General features: G+C 58.9%; 13 protein-coding genes. 10 read left to right on the top strand and 3 right to left on the bottom strand.

What is annotated here, in order from left to right; genetic code table 11:
- Nucleotides 1-2: 2 nt before the first annotated feature.
- Both HMPREF2847_RS07975 and HMPREF2847_RS07970 read right to left on the bottom strand, forming a co-directional pair.
- Nucleotides 3-1,577, bottom strand: a complete 1,575-nt coding sequence (locus HMPREF2847_RS07975; RefSeq protein ID WP_070852058.1) for a LutB/LldF family L-lactate oxidation iron-sulfur protein — start codon at nt 1,575-1,577, stop codon at nt 3-5.
- Nucleotides 1,577-2,365, bottom strand: a complete 789-nt coding sequence (locus HMPREF2847_RS07970; protein WP_038628447.1) for a (Fe-S)-binding protein — start codon at nt 2,363-2,365, stop codon at nt 1,577-1,579. Before HMPREF2847_RS07970 ends, HMPREF2847_RS07975 begins: the two co-directional genes overlap by 1 nt.
- A gap of 263 nt (nt 2,366-2,628) precedes the next feature.
- Here HMPREF2847_RS07970 and argS point away from each other — a divergent pair, with 263 nt between their 5' ends.
- The 4 genes from argS (at nt 2,629) to thrB (ending at nt 7,972) form a co-directional block, all read left to right on the top strand.
- Nucleotides 2,629-4,230, top strand: coding sequence for an arginine--tRNA ligase (gene argS / locus HMPREF2847_RS07965; protein WP_222866829.1), 1,602 nt, complete (start codon nt 2,629-2,631; stop codon nt 4,228-4,230).
- Between the two features lie 65 nt (nt 4,231-4,295).
- On the top strand, nt 4,296-5,714 hold the full coding sequence (lysA, locus tag HMPREF2847_RS07960) for a diaminopimelate decarboxylase (protein WP_070852056.1): 1,419 nt from the start codon (nt 4,296-4,298) through the stop codon (nt 5,712-5,714).
- The gene (locus tag HMPREF2847_RS07955) at nt 5,711-7,045 is read left to right on the top strand and encodes a homoserine dehydrogenase (protein ID WP_048735223.1); all 1,335 of its coding nucleotides are present in this window, start codon (nt 5,711-5,713) and stop codon (nt 7,043-7,045) included. Before lysA ends, HMPREF2847_RS07955 begins: the two co-directional genes overlap by 4 nt.
- Nucleotides 7,046-7,972 carry a homoserine kinase gene (gene thrB / locus HMPREF2847_RS07950; RefSeq protein WP_005509404.1) on the top strand — a complete coding sequence of 309 codons (927 nt, stop codon included), beginning with the start codon at nt 7,046-7,048 and terminating at the stop codon, nt 7,970-7,972.
- Nucleotides 7,973-8,017: 45 nt separating this feature from the next.
- Here the strand turns inward: thrB and HMPREF2847_RS07945 are convergent, their stop codons facing one another.
- Nucleotides 8,018-9,736 (bottom strand): long-chain fatty-acid--CoA ligase, encoded by a 1,719-nt coding sequence (locus HMPREF2847_RS07945; protein WP_070852055.1) that lies wholly within the window; start codon nt 9,734-9,736, stop codon nt 8,018-8,020.
- A 514-nt stretch (nt 9,737-10,250) separates the two neighbouring features.
- Between HMPREF2847_RS07945 and rho the strand changes: the two genes are divergently transcribed.
- The 6 genes from rho to HMPREF2847_RS07915 all read left to right on the top strand — a co-directional run bounded on the left by rho (nt 10,251) and on the right by HMPREF2847_RS07915 (nt 16,795).
- Nucleotides 10,251-12,221 carry a transcription termination factor Rho gene (gene rho, locus HMPREF2847_RS07940; RefSeq protein ID WP_070852054.1) on the top strand — a complete coding sequence of 657 codons (1,971 nt, stop codon included), beginning with the start codon at nt 10,251-10,253 and terminating at the stop codon, nt 12,219-12,221.
- Between the two features lie 114 nt (nt 12,222-12,335).
- Nucleotides 12,336-13,409, top strand: coding sequence for a peptide chain release factor 1 (gene prfA, locus HMPREF2847_RS07935; RefSeq protein ID WP_070852053.1), 1,074 nt, complete (start codon nt 12,336-12,338; stop codon nt 13,407-13,409).
- A complete protein-coding gene (gene prmC, locus HMPREF2847_RS07930; RefSeq protein ID WP_070852052.1) occupies nt 13,396-14,340 on the top strand; it encodes a peptide chain release factor N(5)-glutamine methyltransferase in 945 nt (314 codons plus the stop codon). The genes prfA and prmC overlap by 14 nt, the downstream gene beginning before the upstream one ends.
- A gap of 37 nt (nt 14,341-14,377) precedes the next feature.
- Nucleotides 14,378-15,034 carry an L-threonylcarbamoyladenylate synthase gene (locus HMPREF2847_RS07925; RefSeq protein ID WP_038628463.1) on the top strand — a complete coding sequence of 219 codons (657 nt, stop codon included), beginning with the start codon at nt 14,378-14,380 and terminating at the stop codon, nt 15,032-15,034.
- A 73-nt stretch (nt 15,035-15,107) separates the two neighbouring features.
- Nucleotides 15,108-16,349 (top strand): MraY family glycosyltransferase, encoded by a 1,242-nt coding sequence (locus tag HMPREF2847_RS07920; protein WP_038629508.1) that lies wholly within the window; start codon nt 15,108-15,110, stop codon nt 16,347-16,349.
- Nucleotides 16,346-16,795, top strand: a complete 450-nt coding sequence (locus tag HMPREF2847_RS07915; RefSeq protein WP_038628464.1) for a Cg1360 family ATP-synthase-associated protein — start codon at nt 16,346-16,348, stop codon at nt 16,793-16,795. Before HMPREF2847_RS07920 ends, HMPREF2847_RS07915 begins: the two co-directional genes overlap by 4 nt.
- Nucleotides 16,796-17,037 lie beyond the last annotated feature (242 nt).

Genomic DNA, 17,037 nt, shown 5'->3' with positions numbered 1-17,037 from the left:
CGCTAGGCCTCCTTGCCGGACGTGTCGGGCTGCTTGTTGTCATCCGACAGCCCATTAATCTTCGTCGGAACCTGATTTGCCGATTCGCGAGACAGCTGCGCCGAGAAATCCTCCGAACCCCACAGTGAGCGGAACGGCTTCTTCGGCGGAATCGGAGTATCACGCACATCCGACCACCCGCTGAGGAAAAGTGGCAGGGTGTGAATCTCGCCGTCCTTTAACCCGAGTACGCGGGCGAGGGAGGTCATCTTAGCGCTCATGTCCCACAGCTTCTGATTGCCCATGATGAACCCGAGCGTGGCAAAGAGCTTGCCCTCCACCGGCGGGCGGTGCTCCGTGACCTTACGGTGTCGCAGCTCCAGCAGCGCCGCGGGGATGTCAATTCGCACCGGGCAGACCTCAAAGCAAGCTCCACACAGCGAGGATGCATAGGGCAGGGAGGCATTCGGATCATCGTAGGAGTCCATGCCGGTGAGCTGCGGGGACAAAATTGCACCAATCGGACCCGGGTAGACCGAACCGTAAGCGTGCCCGCCCACGTGCTCGTACACCGGGCAGATATTCAGGCATGCCGAGCAGCGAATGCACTTCAGTGCTTCACGCCCAATCGGATCTGCAAGGGTGGCCGAGCGCCCATTGTCCAGCAACACAATGTGGAAATTCTTCGGGCCGTCGCCGTCCGTGGTTCCCGTCCACAGGGAGGTGTAGGGATTCATACGTTCGCCTGTCGACGACCGTGGCAGCAGCTGCAAGAAGACTTCCAAGTCCTGGAAGGTGGGAAGCAGCTTCTCAATACCCATCACCGAAATCAGTGTTTCCGGCAGCGTGAGACACATGCGGCCATTGCCCTCTGACTCGACGACGGCCACCGTACCGGTTTCGGCCACACCGAAGTTGGCACCGGAAATCGCGACTTTGGCCTCCATAAACTGCTCGCGCAGGAACTTACGGGACGCCTCGGCCAGATCGGCTGGATTGGCTTTCAAATCCGGGTCGACTCCGGGGATTCCATTGAGGAAGATCTCGCGGATATCCTCGCGATTGCGATGGATAGCAGGAACCAGGATGTGGCTCGGCATGTCGTCGGCAAGCTGAACGATGAGTTCCGCCAGGTCGGTTTCGCGGGCGGTGATGCCGGCGTCGGCAAGCGCTTCGTTCAAGCCGATTTCCTGCGTGGCCATCGACTTAATCTTGACGACCTTTTCTTCGCCGGTCTCTTTCACCAAATCCGTAATGATGCGGTTTGCTTCGGCGGCATCCCGCGCCCAGTGGACGTGACCGCCGGCATTTGTCACTGACTCTTCGAACTGCTCCAGCAGTTCTGGCAGACGCGCCATCACATCGCGCTTAATGTGGCTGCCCGCGAGCCGCAGCTGCTCCCAGTCATTCTTCTCCGCTACGACATGCGCGCGCTTCTTACGAATCGAACGCGTGGCATGACCGACATTTTCGCGCATGCGAGTGTTCTTGAGTTCCTCGTGCGCCGCGGCCGTGAACCCGCGCGTACCGCGCAGATGCCCGACGTTGTGCGGCGCGCGTGGAGGAAGGGCTGGCATGCCGACGTTAATTGCGACCATTACTGCTCACCTCGCAGGGAAGCTTCTTGACGGTTGTCCACATCAAACGGGGTCTCTTTGGTGGAGGCCAGAATCTCGGCCATATGGATGGCATGCACGCCAGAGTCCTGGCGACGCAGCGCACCACCGATATTGAGCAAGCAGGAGGCATCGCCAGCGGTCACGAACTCCGCTTCCGTAGCGCGGATATTGGCTGTCTTGTCGGCAACCATTGCAGCGGAAGTCTCCGCATTCTTCACCGAGAAGGTGCCGCCGAAACCGCAGCACTCCGCCGCGCCGGGCAGCTCGCGCAAATCGATTCCATCGACTGCACTGAGTAGCCGCCACGGACGGTCACCCACTTTGAGCACCCGCAAGCTGTGGCAGGTGGAGTGGTAGGTCACTGAGTGGGGGAAGTAAGCACCGACGTCAGTCACACCAGCGACATCGGTGATGAACTCGGAGAGATCCAGCGTCTTGTTCGCGCAGGCCTGTGCCGCATGGGTTTGGGCACGGGTACCGTAGCGGCCCGCGATCATCGGATGCTGGTGGCGAACGGCGCCGGCGCAGGAACCGGACGGGGCGACAACGTAGTCAATCGAGGAATCCGCAAAAGCATCAGCGTAGGTGTCTAGCTGAGGAAGGATTTCCTTCTGGTACCCGGTGTTGACGTGCATCTGGCCACAACAGGTTTGCTGTGGCGGAAAGACCACATCACATCCGAGCCGCGTGAGGACTCTGGCTGTCGCACTCACTGCATCCGGAAACATCATGTCCCCGATGCAGGTCGCGAAAAGTGCTACTTTCACGGTCGCTCCAAAATGGGTTGAGGATAAGGCAATAATTTCCTACCTGAATGCTACGCCTAGGCCCGGATTAAATCTGTTCTCAACGCAAATTCGCCTGGATCGTGAAAATGGCTAGTTGCAGTCGGACTCCACGACCTGCAGATGCCCCTCAAATGAATCTTTTGGCGGCTGATGTTTCCACGACTGCGATTGACCTAATAGGATAGGCAATCGTGAATCCTGCTGATCTTGCTGTACTAGTCCGAAAAGTCACCGTCGAGGTTTTGACTTCCCACGATGCCGATGTCTCTATCGTGCCGGAAAACCCGACCGTCGAGCGTCCGCGTAACCCTGAGCACGGCGACTATGCAACCAATATCGCCATGCAGCTGGGCAAGCGTGTCGGTATGGTGCCGCGTGACTTGGCAACTGAAATTGCCACAGCACTCGGCGCTTCTGAAGGTATTGATGAAGCAACCATCGCAGGCCCGGGCTTTATTAACATCCGCCTGGCCTCCGATGCCCAGGGCAAGATCGTCGAGGACGTCTTGGCAGCGGGGGAGAAGTGGGGTCATGCCGACTTCAACTCCAACCTCGACGTGAACCTGGAGTTTGTCTCCGCAAATCCGACCGGGCCGATCCACCTGGGTGGTACCCGCTGGGCAGCAGTCGGTGACGCTCTCGGTCGTGTCCTGTCCGCCACGGGCGCCAAGGTCACCCGCGAGTACTACTTCAATGACCACGGTCGCCAGATTGACCGCTTCTCCGACTCCCTGGTTGCCGCCGCCCGGAACCAGCCGACCCCGGAGGATGGCTACGGCGGAGAGTACATCCAGGACATTGCTGCTGCTGTGCTGGAGAAGAACCCGCAGGCACTCGAGGGCTCTGAGGAGGAGGTCCAGGAGCACTTCCGCGCCATCGGTGTGGACATGATGTTCGAGCACATCAAGGAGTCTCTGCACGAGTTCGGCACTGATTTCGATGTTTACTTCCACGAAAATTCGCTGTTCGAGTCCGGTCAGGTGGAAGCAGCTGTCAACTCCCTGAAGGAAAACGGCAAACTCTACGAAGCTGACGGCGCGTGGTGGCTGAAGTCCACCGATTACGGTGACGACAAGGACCGCGTGGTCATCAAGTCCGACGGCGATGCAGCCTACATTGCGGGTGACATCGCATACGTTAAGAACAAGTTCGACCGCGGCCACAACCTGTGCATTTACATGCTGGGTGCCGATCACCACGGCTACATCGCACGTCTGCGTGCCGCCGCTGCCGCGCTCGGCTACAACGCAGACGGCGTCGAGGTGCTCATCGGCCAGATGGTCAACTTGCTTCGCGACGGCAAGGCTGTCCGGATGTCCAAGCGCGCGGGCACAGTAGTGACCTTGGACGACCTGGTTGAGGCAATCGGTGTCGATGCTGCTCGCTACTCGCTAATCCGTTCCTCCGTGGACTCCAGCCTGGATATTGACCTGGGGCTGTGGGCTTCGCAGTCCAGCGATAACCCGGTCTACTACGTCCAGTACGGCCACGCTCGTCTGTGCTCAATCGGCCGCCGTGCCGAAGAGGCTGGTGTGACTAGCGAAGATGCCGACTTCTCCCTGCTGGTAGAGGACCGTGAAGGTGAGCTCATCCGCACTATCGGCGAATTTCCGGCGATCATCAAGTCCGCTGCTGACCTGCGGGAACCACACCGCATTGCCCGTTACGCTGAGCAGCTCGCCGGTGTCTTCCACCGCTTCTACGATACCTGCCAGATTCTGCCTAAGGCCGACGAAGAGGTATCCGAGCTGCACCGTGCTCGTCTCGGCCTGGCTGAGGCTACCCGCCAGACGCTGGCCAATGCTCTGCAGCTGCTCGGTGTTACCGCACCTGAGCGCATGTAGTCGAACGCGCCCGTAAAACTACACCCCGTTGCTCCGCCCGGGTAACGGAGAAAGAGAGCTGTTTCGTGCCTATCGACGGCAATGGTTTCGAGCTGGGTGGCTACACCCGGCCCGATTCCACCCAATTTAATGAACTACCAGCGCATGTCTGGCCAATTACCGCCCGTCGTCGGGGTGATGACGAAGAGAATCCCGGTTCAGTGGAAATTGGCGGCGTGAGCCTGGTCGACATTGCCAAAGAATTTGGCACTCCGGTTTTTGTCGTCGATGAGCAGGACTTCCGCTCCCGCTGCCGCTCGATGGCCAAGGCCTTCCGTGGCGCGGAGAATGTCCACTACGCGTCCAAGGCTTTCCTGTCGAAGACCATTGCCCGTTGGGTAATGGAGGAGGGGCTGCATCTCGATGTCGCCTCGGGCAACGAGATGGCTATCGCTCTTGCTGCGGGCTTCCCAGCCAAGGACATGACCTTCCACGGCAATAACAAGTCCACCGCAGAGCTGCGCGATGCTATCTCCGCTGGCGTCGGCAAGATTGTGCTTGACTCCCCTTCGGAGCTGCGTCGCCTGTCCCAGGTGGCGGCTGAAGCAGGCGTGGTGCAGGACGTGCTCGTCCGCGTGAAGCCCGGTGTGGAAGCACACACCCACGAGTTCATCGCTACCGCACACGAGGATCAGAAGTTTGGCTTTTCCCTCGCGTCCGGTTCGGCGCTGGAAGCTGCCAACCTCGTAGAAGAGGACGACAATCTGCGCCTGATTGGTCTGCACTGTCACATCGGCTCCCAGATCGTCGATTCCGACGGTTTCATTCTCGCGGCCGAGCGCGTGTTCTCGCTGGTGGAAAAGCTCGTCGAACGCCACGGCACTGAAATCTCGAAACACTTCAACACCCTTGACCTCGGTGGCGGTTTCGGTATTGCATACACCGCAGGCGAGCAGCCCCTTGACGTTGCTCCACTTGCCGACGAGATCCTCACTGCCGTGGACAAGCTTGCGCAGCGTATCGGCATTGAAACTCCGACAGTTGCTGTTGAACCAGGTCGTGCCATCGTTGGCCCGTCCATGGTCACGGTGTACGAAGTGGGCACTTTGAAGGATGTAACCATCGATGAGGGTATGACCCGTCGTTACGTATCGGTCGATGGTGGAATGAGCGACAACATTCGTCCGGCGCTTTACGGCTCGAACTATGATGGTCGCGTCGTTAATCGCGAAGTATCAGGTTCCAGGATTCCCACCCGTGTCGTCGGAAAGCACTGTGAATCGGGAGACATTCTGATTAATGACGCGAACTACCCGGACGACATTGTTGAGGGTGATCTGTTCGCGCTGGCTGCTACTGGGGCATACTGTTACGCAATGGCCAGCCGCTACAACATGCTGACGCGACCACCAGTAGTGTCGGTATGCGATGGTCAAGTGACCCAAATATTAAGACGAGAAACCGTACAAGACTTACTAAGCCTGGAGTGTGAAACGCCACGATGACTGCCGCAACGAATAATCCTGGAAAGGGCGAGGGCCACAAAGTTGGTGTCGCTATTTTAGGTCTTGGCACAGTCGGTACTGAGGTTTACCGCCTGCTCAACGAGAAGGCTGAGGACTTCGAGCGCCGCATCGGCGGCCCGGTCGAGGTCGTTGGTATTGCTGTGAGCGACAAGACCAAGCCGCGTCCGAATGTGGATCAGGATCTTCTTACCGACGATGCTTTTTCGCTGGTCCAGCGCGATGACGTTGACCTGGTAGTCGAGGTCATCGGTGGCATTGATTACCCACGTCGCGTTGTGCTGGAGGCACTGCGTGCGGGCAAGTCGGTCGTGACCGCCAATAAGGCACTTGTCGCAGCTCACGGCGAAGAGCTCTCTGAGGCTGCCGATTCCTCAGGCGTCGACCTTTTCTTTGAGGCTGCTGTGGCTGCAGCTATTCCGGTCGTCGGCCCGCTGCGCCGTTCGCTGGCCGGTGACACTGTCAATACGGTCATGGGCATTGTCAACGGCACCACCAACTTCATCCTTGATGCGATGGACTCCACCGGTGCGGACTACGACGAGATGCTGGCAGAGGCCACCCGCCTGGGTTATGCCGAGGCCGACCCGACTGCAGACGTCGAGGGCCACGATGCCGCTTCCAAGGCAGCTATTCTGGCCAGCCTGGCATTCCACACCCGCGTGACTGCCGATGACGTTCACTGCGAGGGCATTACCGGGATCACCGCTGACGACATCGCAGCCGCCAAGAGCGCAGACTGCACCATTAAGCTGCTGGCTACCTGTGAGCGAGTAATGGACGAGAATGGCAAGGAGTCCATTTCCGCCCGTGTGTACCCAGCGCTGATTCCACGTCGTCACCCGCTGGCAACTGTGCGTGAGTCCTTCAACGCTGTCTTTATCGAGGCTGAGGCCGCTGGTCGTCTGATGTTCTACGGCAACGGCGCTGGTGGTAACCCGACCGCCTCCGCAGTGCTCGGTGACCTTGTTGCCGCCGCTCGCAACATTGTCCACGGTGGTCGCGCACCGGGGGATTCCACCTACGCTAACCTGCCGATCCTCGACTTCGGTGACGTTCGCACCCGCTACCACATCGACCTGCACGTCGACGATCGCGTCGGAGTGCTTGCCGATGTCGCTCGCACCTTCTCTGATCACAACATCTCCCTGCGCACCGTCCGCCAGGAAGAGGGCGCCAACGGTGCTCGCCTGGTCATCGTGACTCACAAGGCGCTGGAGAAGGATTTGGAAGCAACGGTCGACGAATTGCGCGCCAACGACGCGGTTTTGGCCGTCAACAACGTCATTCGTATCGAAGGAATGGATATCTAAATGGCACAGGAGCTTTTCCCGGGGCAGAAGGTCACTGTCACGGTTGCAGGTTCGTCAGCGAACTTGGGCCCGGGCTTCGACACCCTGGGGTTGGCCGTCGCGCTCTACGACATTGTCGAGGTCGAGGTCATCGAATCGGGTGTCGTCGTTGAGATTCACGGTGAGGGCGAAGTCGACCTGCCGCGCAACGAATCTAATCTGGTAGTGCGCGCGATTCGCGCGGGCCTTCGCGCCGCAGGTGTCGAGGCACCGGGGCTGAAGGTTATTTGCCATAACACCATTCCGCAGTCGCGCGGCCTAGGCTCTTCCGCAGCAGCCGCCGTCGCTGGTGTCGCTGCAGCTAACGGTCTGGCCGGCTTCCCGCTTACCGACGACCAGGTAATCCAGGAATCCTCGGTCTTCGAGGGCCACCCGGATAACGCTGGCGCATCCGTCCTCGGCGGAGCAGTGGTCAGCTGGACTGACAAGCCTGTCGATGGTCGCACTGCACCTCAGTACCGAGCAGTGAGCATTCCGGTGCATGAATCCATTCAGGCGACTGCACTCGTACCGGCATTTCACGCCTCCACGAATGCGGTCCGTCAGGTGCTGCCGAGCGATGTTTCGCATGTCGACGCTCGTTTCAATGTCTCCCGTACTGCGGTTATGACCGCAGCGCTGCAGTCCCACCCAGAACTGCTGTGGGAGGGAACGCGAGATCGCCTGCACCAGCCGTACCGCTCCGACGTGCTGCCGGTGACCGCAGAGTGGGTCAACCGCCTGCGCAACCGTGGCTACGCGGCATTCCTCTCGGGCGCTGGCCCGACCTGTATGGTTCTGGGAACTACTGCAGTGGATGAGAAGATCTTGGACGATGCCCGCGAGGCTGGCATCAAGGTCATGGAGCTGGGAATCGGCGAGCCGGTTAAGGTCGTTGTCGACGGCTAAGCCGTTACTGCGGACAGCTGCCGAGCCGGTGGCTTAGCCTGCCACCTACTTTTCGCCCGGCCCTTTCAGTTTCACGATGCTGTACTGGCCTGCGCTCAAGTGCGAGCGCAGGTCTTTCTTGTCGAACTTGCCCACTGAGGTCTTATCGATTGAGTCCACGAAGGCCCAGTATTCCGGCAGCATCCACTTCGGCAGCTTTGGCCGCAGCTCATCGCGGAGCATTTCCGCGGTCTCTTTGCTCGGTTCAACTTCCGGCATCAGCACCGTAATTGCCAGCGGGCGCTCACCCCACTTTTTATCTGGCATGCCGATAATCGCGCACTCGAGTACCTGTGTGCTTTCCATTACGAAGTTCTCCAGCTGGGCGGAGTAGATCCACTCGCCACCAGAGCGAATGACATCGCGAGCACGATCATGAATAGTCAGGTAGCCGTCGTGCGTAATCGAGCCGACATCGCCAGTGCGTAGCCAGCCGTCCTCGGTGAACTGTTCGCTAGCCTCGTCGACCTCCGCACCGCGGAAGAAGTGAGCGGTGCCTCCAGCTTGAGCCTCCGGAGAGCTGTAGTAGCCTCCGGTGACCGTGTTGCCGCGCACCTGCAGCTCCCCCTGGTTGCGGTCATGCAGGTCGAGCACGCGGTCGTTGTCATCAACAATGCGGAATTGCATGAGGTCCGGGAAACGCCCTTGGCTGACACGGTATCGTTCGCGGGCCTCACCGGAGGCGCCGTACGGAGGGCGTGCCACGGTACCGATAGGCGAAGTCTCGGTCATACCCCAGAAGTGGATGACGTCGACACCGTAACGCTCTTCCCATAGTCGAATCAGCGCAGGTGGAACAGGGGACCCGCCCGAGAAAATCTCTTGGAGACTCATGCGCTTCGGAGGATTGCTGAGGTAGTGCGCCATGAGGTTAATCCACAGCGTCGGCACGCCCTGAGCTACGCGTGGCATTGAGGTTTCGATGATTTCTGCCAGACGCGGCGCGGAGAGGTCCGCGCCGGGGAAAATCAGCGATGCCCCGCACATGAAGGAGGCCAGCGGCACGCCCCAGGACAGGACGTGATAAATGGGCACACAGCACAGCCACGGGTTTCCGTGCGAAATTGCAAAGGAGTCAGTGGTGCGCATATTCAGGCTGTGCAAGTACAGCGAGCGGTGGCTGTAGACGACACCTTTAGGTGCGCCCTCGGTACCCGTCGAGTAGCACATGGCTGCGCCGGAGTTTTCGTCGAGCTCAGGCCAGTCGAAGCGGCTAGGGCGCCCGTCGATGAGTGATTCGTAGGAGTACCACGGGATGCCATCTGGCAGATGCTCGGCCACGTCGGACAGATCTCCGATACCGATAATGATGACAGCGCGGACGCGCGGGCAGTGCGGAAGAACTTCGGCGAGCAGTTCAATCTCGGTCTGGTCTGCGATAATGACCTGGTCATCGGCGTGATTGATAATGTGCACAATCTGATCCGGCATGAGCTGTTTGTTCAGCGGCTGGAATACTGCGCCCATGGAGGCAACGCCGAGGAAGACCTCGAAGTGTTCGGCGCAGTTGTACATCAGGGTAGCGATGCGTTGGTCGCCGTCGATACCGAGCTCATCGCGAAGTGCATGTGCGAGCGCACTTGCGCGCGCGGCGATGGCGGCAAAAGTGGTGGTCTCGGGTCCGTCACTGTTCCAGGAGGTCACCGGAGTCCGACCGTGAATGGTGCGACCGTATTCCACAATCTGAGCGATATTGAGAGGAATATGAGGCATCGTACTGCGCATGAGCTCTACAGTACCGACTCGCAGCCGCGCGACCTAGCGAAACGCAGGTGAGAACTAGTGTTGCTACCTGACTATTTGGTGACTATCCTTGGGCAATAGGTCGTTTTCAATACGCGGTTAGATACGTACTTCTTCATGTACTCCGCATGCCGTTGACCTTCGCTGTTGCTCACACAACGCGATGGTGCAACGTGACATTGAAAACACATAAATCAGTAGTGCGACTACATAGTCTTGCGGTGCTGTGGACCTAAAATTTCCTAACTATCTTCAACCTGGACGCTCAGGTTTGAGATGCGGAAATAATGTAGGCAAGATGCCTCGGTTTAGTTTCAACGTCGAGGCCTTTTGCCTGGCTTTTTCGATAATTTCCCGCTAGCTGCGGATATTTTTCCGCCCGTGGTAAAGGTTCGACGACGGAGCACACGCGGTGGCGGGCAGTAAGAACGAAAAAGTGTCAATGACATAGCCCCTGTAGGGAGTGACTGCAGGGAAGGTCGATGAAAGGACATCCGTGACCGATACGGACACCACTGCCACGGCAGGCGGCCCAGAGAATCTTGCGGCCCTCCGAATGGCAGAACTGCGTGAAATCGCTTCCAGCAAGGGCATTCGCGGCATCTCCGCCATGCGCAAGCATGAGCTGATTGAGGCCATCAAGAATGGTGCCCCGGCTGCTGGTTCCGCGCCTGCTCGGAAATCCCGCGCGAAGAAGGCTGCGGCTGGGGCTGCGGATACCGGCTCCAAGGTGAAGGATGCCAAGGAATCGCCGTCGGAAAGCGCGGACAGGGATTCCAGCAAGAGCGCCGACAAGAGCGACAAGGGCAACGACAAGCGTGACGACGCCAACGCGGATGGTCGCGAGGAGATGTCCCGCTCTCAGCAGCGTCGAAATCGTCGTAACCGTGCTCGTCAGCGCGAGCAGGAGAATCAGGACGATAGCCGCGACGATTCCGATAACGGCAACGACCGCGGTGAGCGTAACGACAATCGTAATGATCGCGGTGATCGCGGTGATCGTAAGGACAACCGCAACGATCGTAATGATCGCGGTGATCGCAACGACCGCAATAACCGCAACGATCGCAACAACCACGATCGAGACAACGACGATGACGGTCGTGGCAACCGTAACAACCGTCGTGGTCGCAACAACAATCGAAATAACGACCGCAACAACCATGACGATGAAGGTCGTGGCAACCGTAACCGACGTAACCGTCGCAATCGCCGCGACCGTCGCGGACGCGATAACAACGGTGGGGGACACGGCGGTCAGGATGAGATCCGCGAGGATGACGTGCTCCAGCCGGTGGCGGGCATCGTCGATGTGCTAGATAACAAGACCGCATTCGTGCGCACGTCTGGCTACCTGCCGGGCTCTAACGATGTGCTGGTGTCCGCGCAAATGGTTCGTAAGTACGGCCTGCGCAAGGGCGATGCCGTCACCGGTCAAGTCCGCATGCCGCGGGAGAATGGCTCGGGCCAGGTCACTCATGGCAACGGCCGTAATCGCCGCAAGTACAATCCGTTGGTCAAGGTCGAAACCGTAAACGGCCTCGATCCGGAGCAGGCAAAGCAGCGCCCGAACTTCGCTAAGCTCACTCCGCTGTACCCGAACCGTCGTCTGCGTCTGGAGACCGAGCAGAAGATCCTCACCACTCGCGTCATCGACCTGATTATGCCGATTGGTAAGGGGCAGCGTGCGCTCATCGTTTCGCCGCCAAAGGCTGGTAAGACCACGATTCTGCAGAACATCGCGAACGCTATCGCGACTAACAACCCCGAGTGCTACATGATGGTCGTGCTTGTCGACGAGCGCCCGGAGGAAGTCACCGACATGCAGCGCAGTGTCCGTGGCGAGGTCATTGCCTCCACCTTCGATCGCCCGCCGTCAGATCACACAGCAGTGGCCGAGTTGGCTATCGAGCGCGCAAAGCGTCTGGTGGAACAGGGGCAGGACGTCGTCGTACTGCTGGACTCCATTACCCGCCTTGGACGTGCGTACAACAACTCTTCGCCGGCATCGGGACGAATCCTCTCCGGTGGTGTCGACTCCAACGCTCTGTACCCACCGAAGCGCTTCTTGGGTGCTGCTCGAAACATCGAAGAAGGTGGCAGCCTCACCATCATCGCCACCGCGATGGTGGAGACCGGTTCCGCAGGTGACACCGTTATCTTCGAGGAGTTCAAGGGCACCGGTAACGCCGAGCTGAAGCTCGACCGTAAAATCTCCGAGCGCCGCGTGTTCCCGGCAGTGGATGTCAACCCGTCGGGTACTCGTAAGGATGAGCTGCTGCTCAGCACCGAGGAGGCACGCATTATGCACAAGCTGCGTCGCATCCTCTCTGCGCTGGAGTCGCAGGCTGCTATCGACCTGTTGATTAAGCAGCTGAAGAAGACCCGAAATAACAAGGAATTCCTGATGCAGGTGGCTTCTTCTGCACCAATGGCCGCCGACGTTGATGTGGATGACATGCTTTAGCTGGGGTTAGCCACAAGGGGCGGTGCCACAGTGCCAGCGGTGCGACAGCGCCACCCCGTCCGAAACCACAGCACCAACCAGCATTTCACCCATCACAATCTGAAGGAGTATTCAATGGCTAATCAGGTTTCCGCAGTTGACGACATCCTCTCTGAATACCACGGGCTCGAGGCTCAGCTGGCTGACCCCGAACTGCACAACGACCCGAAGGCTGCCCGTAAGGTCGGCAAGCGCTTCAATGAGTTGCAGCCGGTCATTCAGACTCACAAGAAGCTGACTGAAGTCCAGGATGACCTGGAGGCAGCGCGCGAGATGGCCTACGAGGACTCCGAGTTCGCAGCTGAGGCTGAACGTCTCGCTGTTGAGGCCGAAGAACTTGAGGAGAAGCTCGCTGACCTGCTGGCTCCGCGCGATCCGCACGACAGCGATGACATCGTGATGGAGCTCAAGTCCGGTGCCGGCGGTGAGGAGGCGGCTCTCTTCGCAGGTGAGCTCGCACGCATGTACCAGCGCTACGCTGAAAAGCACGGCTTCACCACCGAAATCCTCGGCCTGTCCGAGTCCGATCTCGGCGGTGTAAAGGACATGACCATGTCCATCCGTGCCAAGACTCCGTCCCGCGACGGCGCGTGGAGCGTGTTCAAGTTCGAAGGTGGCGTTCACCGCGTGCAGCGCGTGCCGGTCACCGAATCACAGGGCCGTATCCAGACCTCCGCCGCTGGTGTGCTGGTCTACCCGGAGCCCGACGAGGTCGAGGACATTCAGATTGATGAGAAGGATCTGCGTGTCGACGTCTACCGCTCCTCTGGTAAGGGTGGTCAGGGTGTTAACACCACTGACTCCGCGGTTCGTCTGACGCACCTGCCGACTGGTTTGGTTGTTACCTGTCAGAAGGAACGCTCTCAGATTCAGAACAAGGCTCGCGCTATGCAGGTCCTTGCTGCTCGACTGCAGCAGATGAAGGAGGAGGAGATGGCCGAGGCCGCCTCTGACCAGCGTAAGTCTCAGGTGCGCAACATGGATCGCTCCGAGCGCATCCGCACTTATAACTTCCCGGAGAACCGCGTTTCCGATCATCGCATCGGTTACAAGGCTCATAACCTGGACTCGGTGCTGGGCGGCGACATGGATGACCTGCTCAAGGCCCTCCACGACGCGGAGCGCGCTGAGCGTCTTGAAGCCGAGTAGTCCCACGCCCGCAGAAAATAGCTCGCCGACGTTACCGGATTCCGTCCGTACTCTCGGCGAGCTGTTTCGCTATGCGCGTCGCACGCTTGACGACGCGGCGCTGGCTTCTCCGGATGCCGACGCACGGGCGCTATTTGCAGCCGCAGTCAATGCGGGACCGGCAGACATCATCTTCCGCGGAGACGAACCGTACACCGATGAGGCCGGTCGCAAGCATTTGGCAGAGATGCTGGCCCGCAGAGTGGCTCGTGAGCCACTGCAGCACATCATCGGTACAGCGCCGGTGATGAGCCTGGAACTACAGGTTGGGCCCGGTGTTTTTGTGCCCCGGCCAGAGACGGAACTGCTTGCGCAGTGGGCAATCGATCGAGCCCGTGAACTGGTCGCAAGTGGCGTCGTCAAGCCGAAAATCGTTGACCTGTGTACCGGATCTGGGGCGCTGGCGTTGGCGATTGCCGACGCCGTATCCGAAGCGGACGTGGTGGCTGTAGAGCTCTCTGAGCGGGCACGGGCGTGGGCTGCGAAGAACATCGAGACGTACGGCAATGGACGTGTGCACCTAGTTGCTGGCGATGTCACGGATGTTCAGCTGATTGATGATGGCGGTGAGCTCGCAGATTGGGTAGGCGAGACCGACATTGTTGTGTCCAACCCTCCATATGTGCCCGAAGACACGGAGGTTGACCCCGAGGTGAGAGCTGATCCGCACTCTGCGGTCTTTGGCGGCGACGATGGGCTAGATGTCATTCGACCTATGATTAACCTAGTGGATGCGCTGGTGCGGCCGGGTGGAGTCATCGGCATTGAGCACGATGACTCTTCGGGCAGTGATGTCAGTTCACTGCTGAAGGAAACCTGGGATTACGCTGATGTAGAGGTCCGCCGTGACTTTGCAGGCCGTGATCGTTTTACGGTGGGGCGCAAGAATTGATCTTAAAAGCAAACTTTGAAGCAGGAGCAAAAATCTGATGAGCAGGATTATGGACTGCAGCACAGATGAAAACCGCGAACGCGCAATTGCAGCAGCAGTAGATGCTGTGAAGGCAGGACGGCTGGTCGTAATGCCTACCGATACCGTCTACGGCCTTGGCTGCGATGCCTTTGATAACCAGGCCGTTGCCTCCTTGCTGCGTGCTAAACACCGCGGCCCAGATATGCCGGTGCCGGTGCTGGTGGGTTCCTGGAGCACGATTGAGGGGCTCGTCCGCGAATACTCACCAGCTGCTCGCACGCTGGTGGAGGCTTTCTGGCCGGGTGGCCTTTCGCTGGTTGTGAACCAGGCGCCGAGCTTGCCGTGGAACCTTGGTGATACCGCGGGTACGGTCATGCTGCGCATGCCGCTGCACCCAATCGCCATCGAGATTCTGCGCCGAACCGGTCCGATGGCGGTATCCAGCGCGAATATCTCCGGCCAGGCACCGGCCACCAATGCCGTGCGTGCCAAGCAGATGCTCGGTGGGGAAGCGGCTGTCTACGTCGACGGCGGCGAAGCCACGATTGGCACCCCATCGACGATTGTCGATATCTCGACTCCGGTGCCGAGGATTCTGCGCGAAGGCGCTGTGTCGGCTGCGGCGGTTGCCGAGGTTTTGAGTACGACGCCCGAGCGACTGCTGGGGCAGTAATCTTGGCTACCTAAAGTCTTTCCTGTTTAGTATCTGCGGCGATTGTGTGGGTGAGTAGTACCTAGTGGCGGACATGAGCTTATTGGCAGCCCAGTCGGGTGGGGCAGGTGTGCCCATCCGCGAGCTCGCCATGCTCGTTTTAGTTTCCGCTGCTGTCAGTTATTTGCTCACTGGAGTAGTGCGTTATGTACTGGTCCGCTCGGGCTGGTTGGATGCGCCCCGCACGCGCGATGTCCACGATATTCCGAAGCCCAGGCTCGGAGGCGTGGCGATGTACTCCGGGGTGGTCGCAGCTATCGCCCTTGCCTCGGTGATGCCGGCTCTCACCCGTGGTTTTCCGCCCATGACTCCAGATATGAGGGCAGTTGTGGCGGCTGCGTCGCTATTGCTGATTGTCGGTATTTGGGATGATCTCTTTGACCTAGATGCCATCACTAAACTTATAGGGCAGGTTGCGGCGGCACTTTTGATGTCATTTATGGGTGTCAACTGGTATTTGCTCTATATCCCATTTAGCGGTGGTGCCACACTTATTCTCGACCCAATCATGTCCACAGTCTTGACTGTTCTCTTTACTGTGGCGCTGATTAATGCCTTCAACTTTGTTGACGGCATCGATGGACTTGCGGCGGGGCTCGGCATGATTGCCGCGGCGGCGATCCTTGTCTATTCGATGGTCATGCTCCACGACCAGGGCGGCACCGTCTCCGCCTATCCGCCCGCGATGATTTCCGCGTGTCTCCTTGGCGCTTGCCTGGGCTTCTTGCCGCACAACTTCGAACCCGCACGTATCTTTATGGGCGATTCCGGCGCCATGATGATTGGACTGCTGCTCGCAGCGGCATCGGTGTCGGCGTCAGGACGCATCGCACCCTCCATGTACGGCACTGCCGACGTCATCGCGCTGATTTCGCCGATTGTGGTCGTCATCGCCGCAATTAGTGTGCCAATGCTCGACTTGCTGCTGGCTGTTGTTCGCCGCGTTAGCCAGGGCAAGTCACCCTTCTCGCCGGACAAAATGCATATTCACCACCGCCTACTGTCGATGGGACACAGTCATCGCCGCGTGGTATTGGTGCTCTACCTATGGGTGTCGGTCGTCGCGTACGCCGCCGTTGCCACCACCGTTTTCCCCTTCGAATTCGTTGCTCTCACCTTCGGGTTCCTGCTCATTGTCGCGGTTATCTTCACCCTCCGCCGTCGCAATGCGCTTGCCGACGACCGTTCAAGCGGAGCGCGTCCCAGAAGGGGAAGTGGGGGCCGGCAGGTTATGGGACGTCGGCGTGGACGCAGAAGGTACAATCTTCGACCGTGACTGAAAAAACAACTCCGGAGCCCGAGTCTAAATACGACGATTCGCGGCGACCGCTGCTGGCTGCTGCTCGCTCGGGCGCAATTGCGCTCGCTGTGATTACCGTGCTTTCGCTGCTGGTCTGGGGTGGAAAAAACGGTATGCCCGGCGTTTGGGGCGTACTCCTTGGCGCGGGCATTAGCGGAACCTTCGTATTGCTTACCGTTCTAGGCATCCTCTTTACTGCTCGAACTTCCCCGTCTGTCACGCTCGCTGTTGTGCTGGGGGGCTGGCTGTTGAAGATTGTGGTACTAATTGGTGTCTTGGTCGTTATTAGAAATCTTGAGTTTTATGACAATATGACTTTCTTCGTCACTGTTGTACTTACGCTGATGGTGACGCTGGGCGCAGAAGTGTGGGGAATGTCGCAATCTAACCTCACTTATGTGCAACCAATGAAGGACGAATAGCTCGTTAATAACTTGTTGACCTGCTGAGAGGCTGTAATGCGCTTCTAAAACCGCAGGTAATAAGCATATTGCCGAGTTTGTGCAGAAGATGCCACAAATAGAGGCCGAAACCCACAGGGGGCGTCGGCCTCTTTGTTGGTTTCGGGGTCGGAAACACGGGGGTGTACCGGGTGGGGAAAATGAGTCAGAACTGTTATCCTGAGTTTCGGGTAAGACGGCCTGTATCGAAATAACTATCATTT

Origin of the sequence: Corynebacterium sp. HMSC074C03 (assembly GCF_001838285.1) — a bacterium.
GTDB lineage: Bacteria > Actinomycetota > Actinomycetes > Mycobacteriales > Mycobacteriaceae > Corynebacterium > Corynebacterium amycolatum.
Note: the sequence above shows the minus strand (reverse complement) of the source record. Positions and strands in the feature narration are given on the sequence as shown.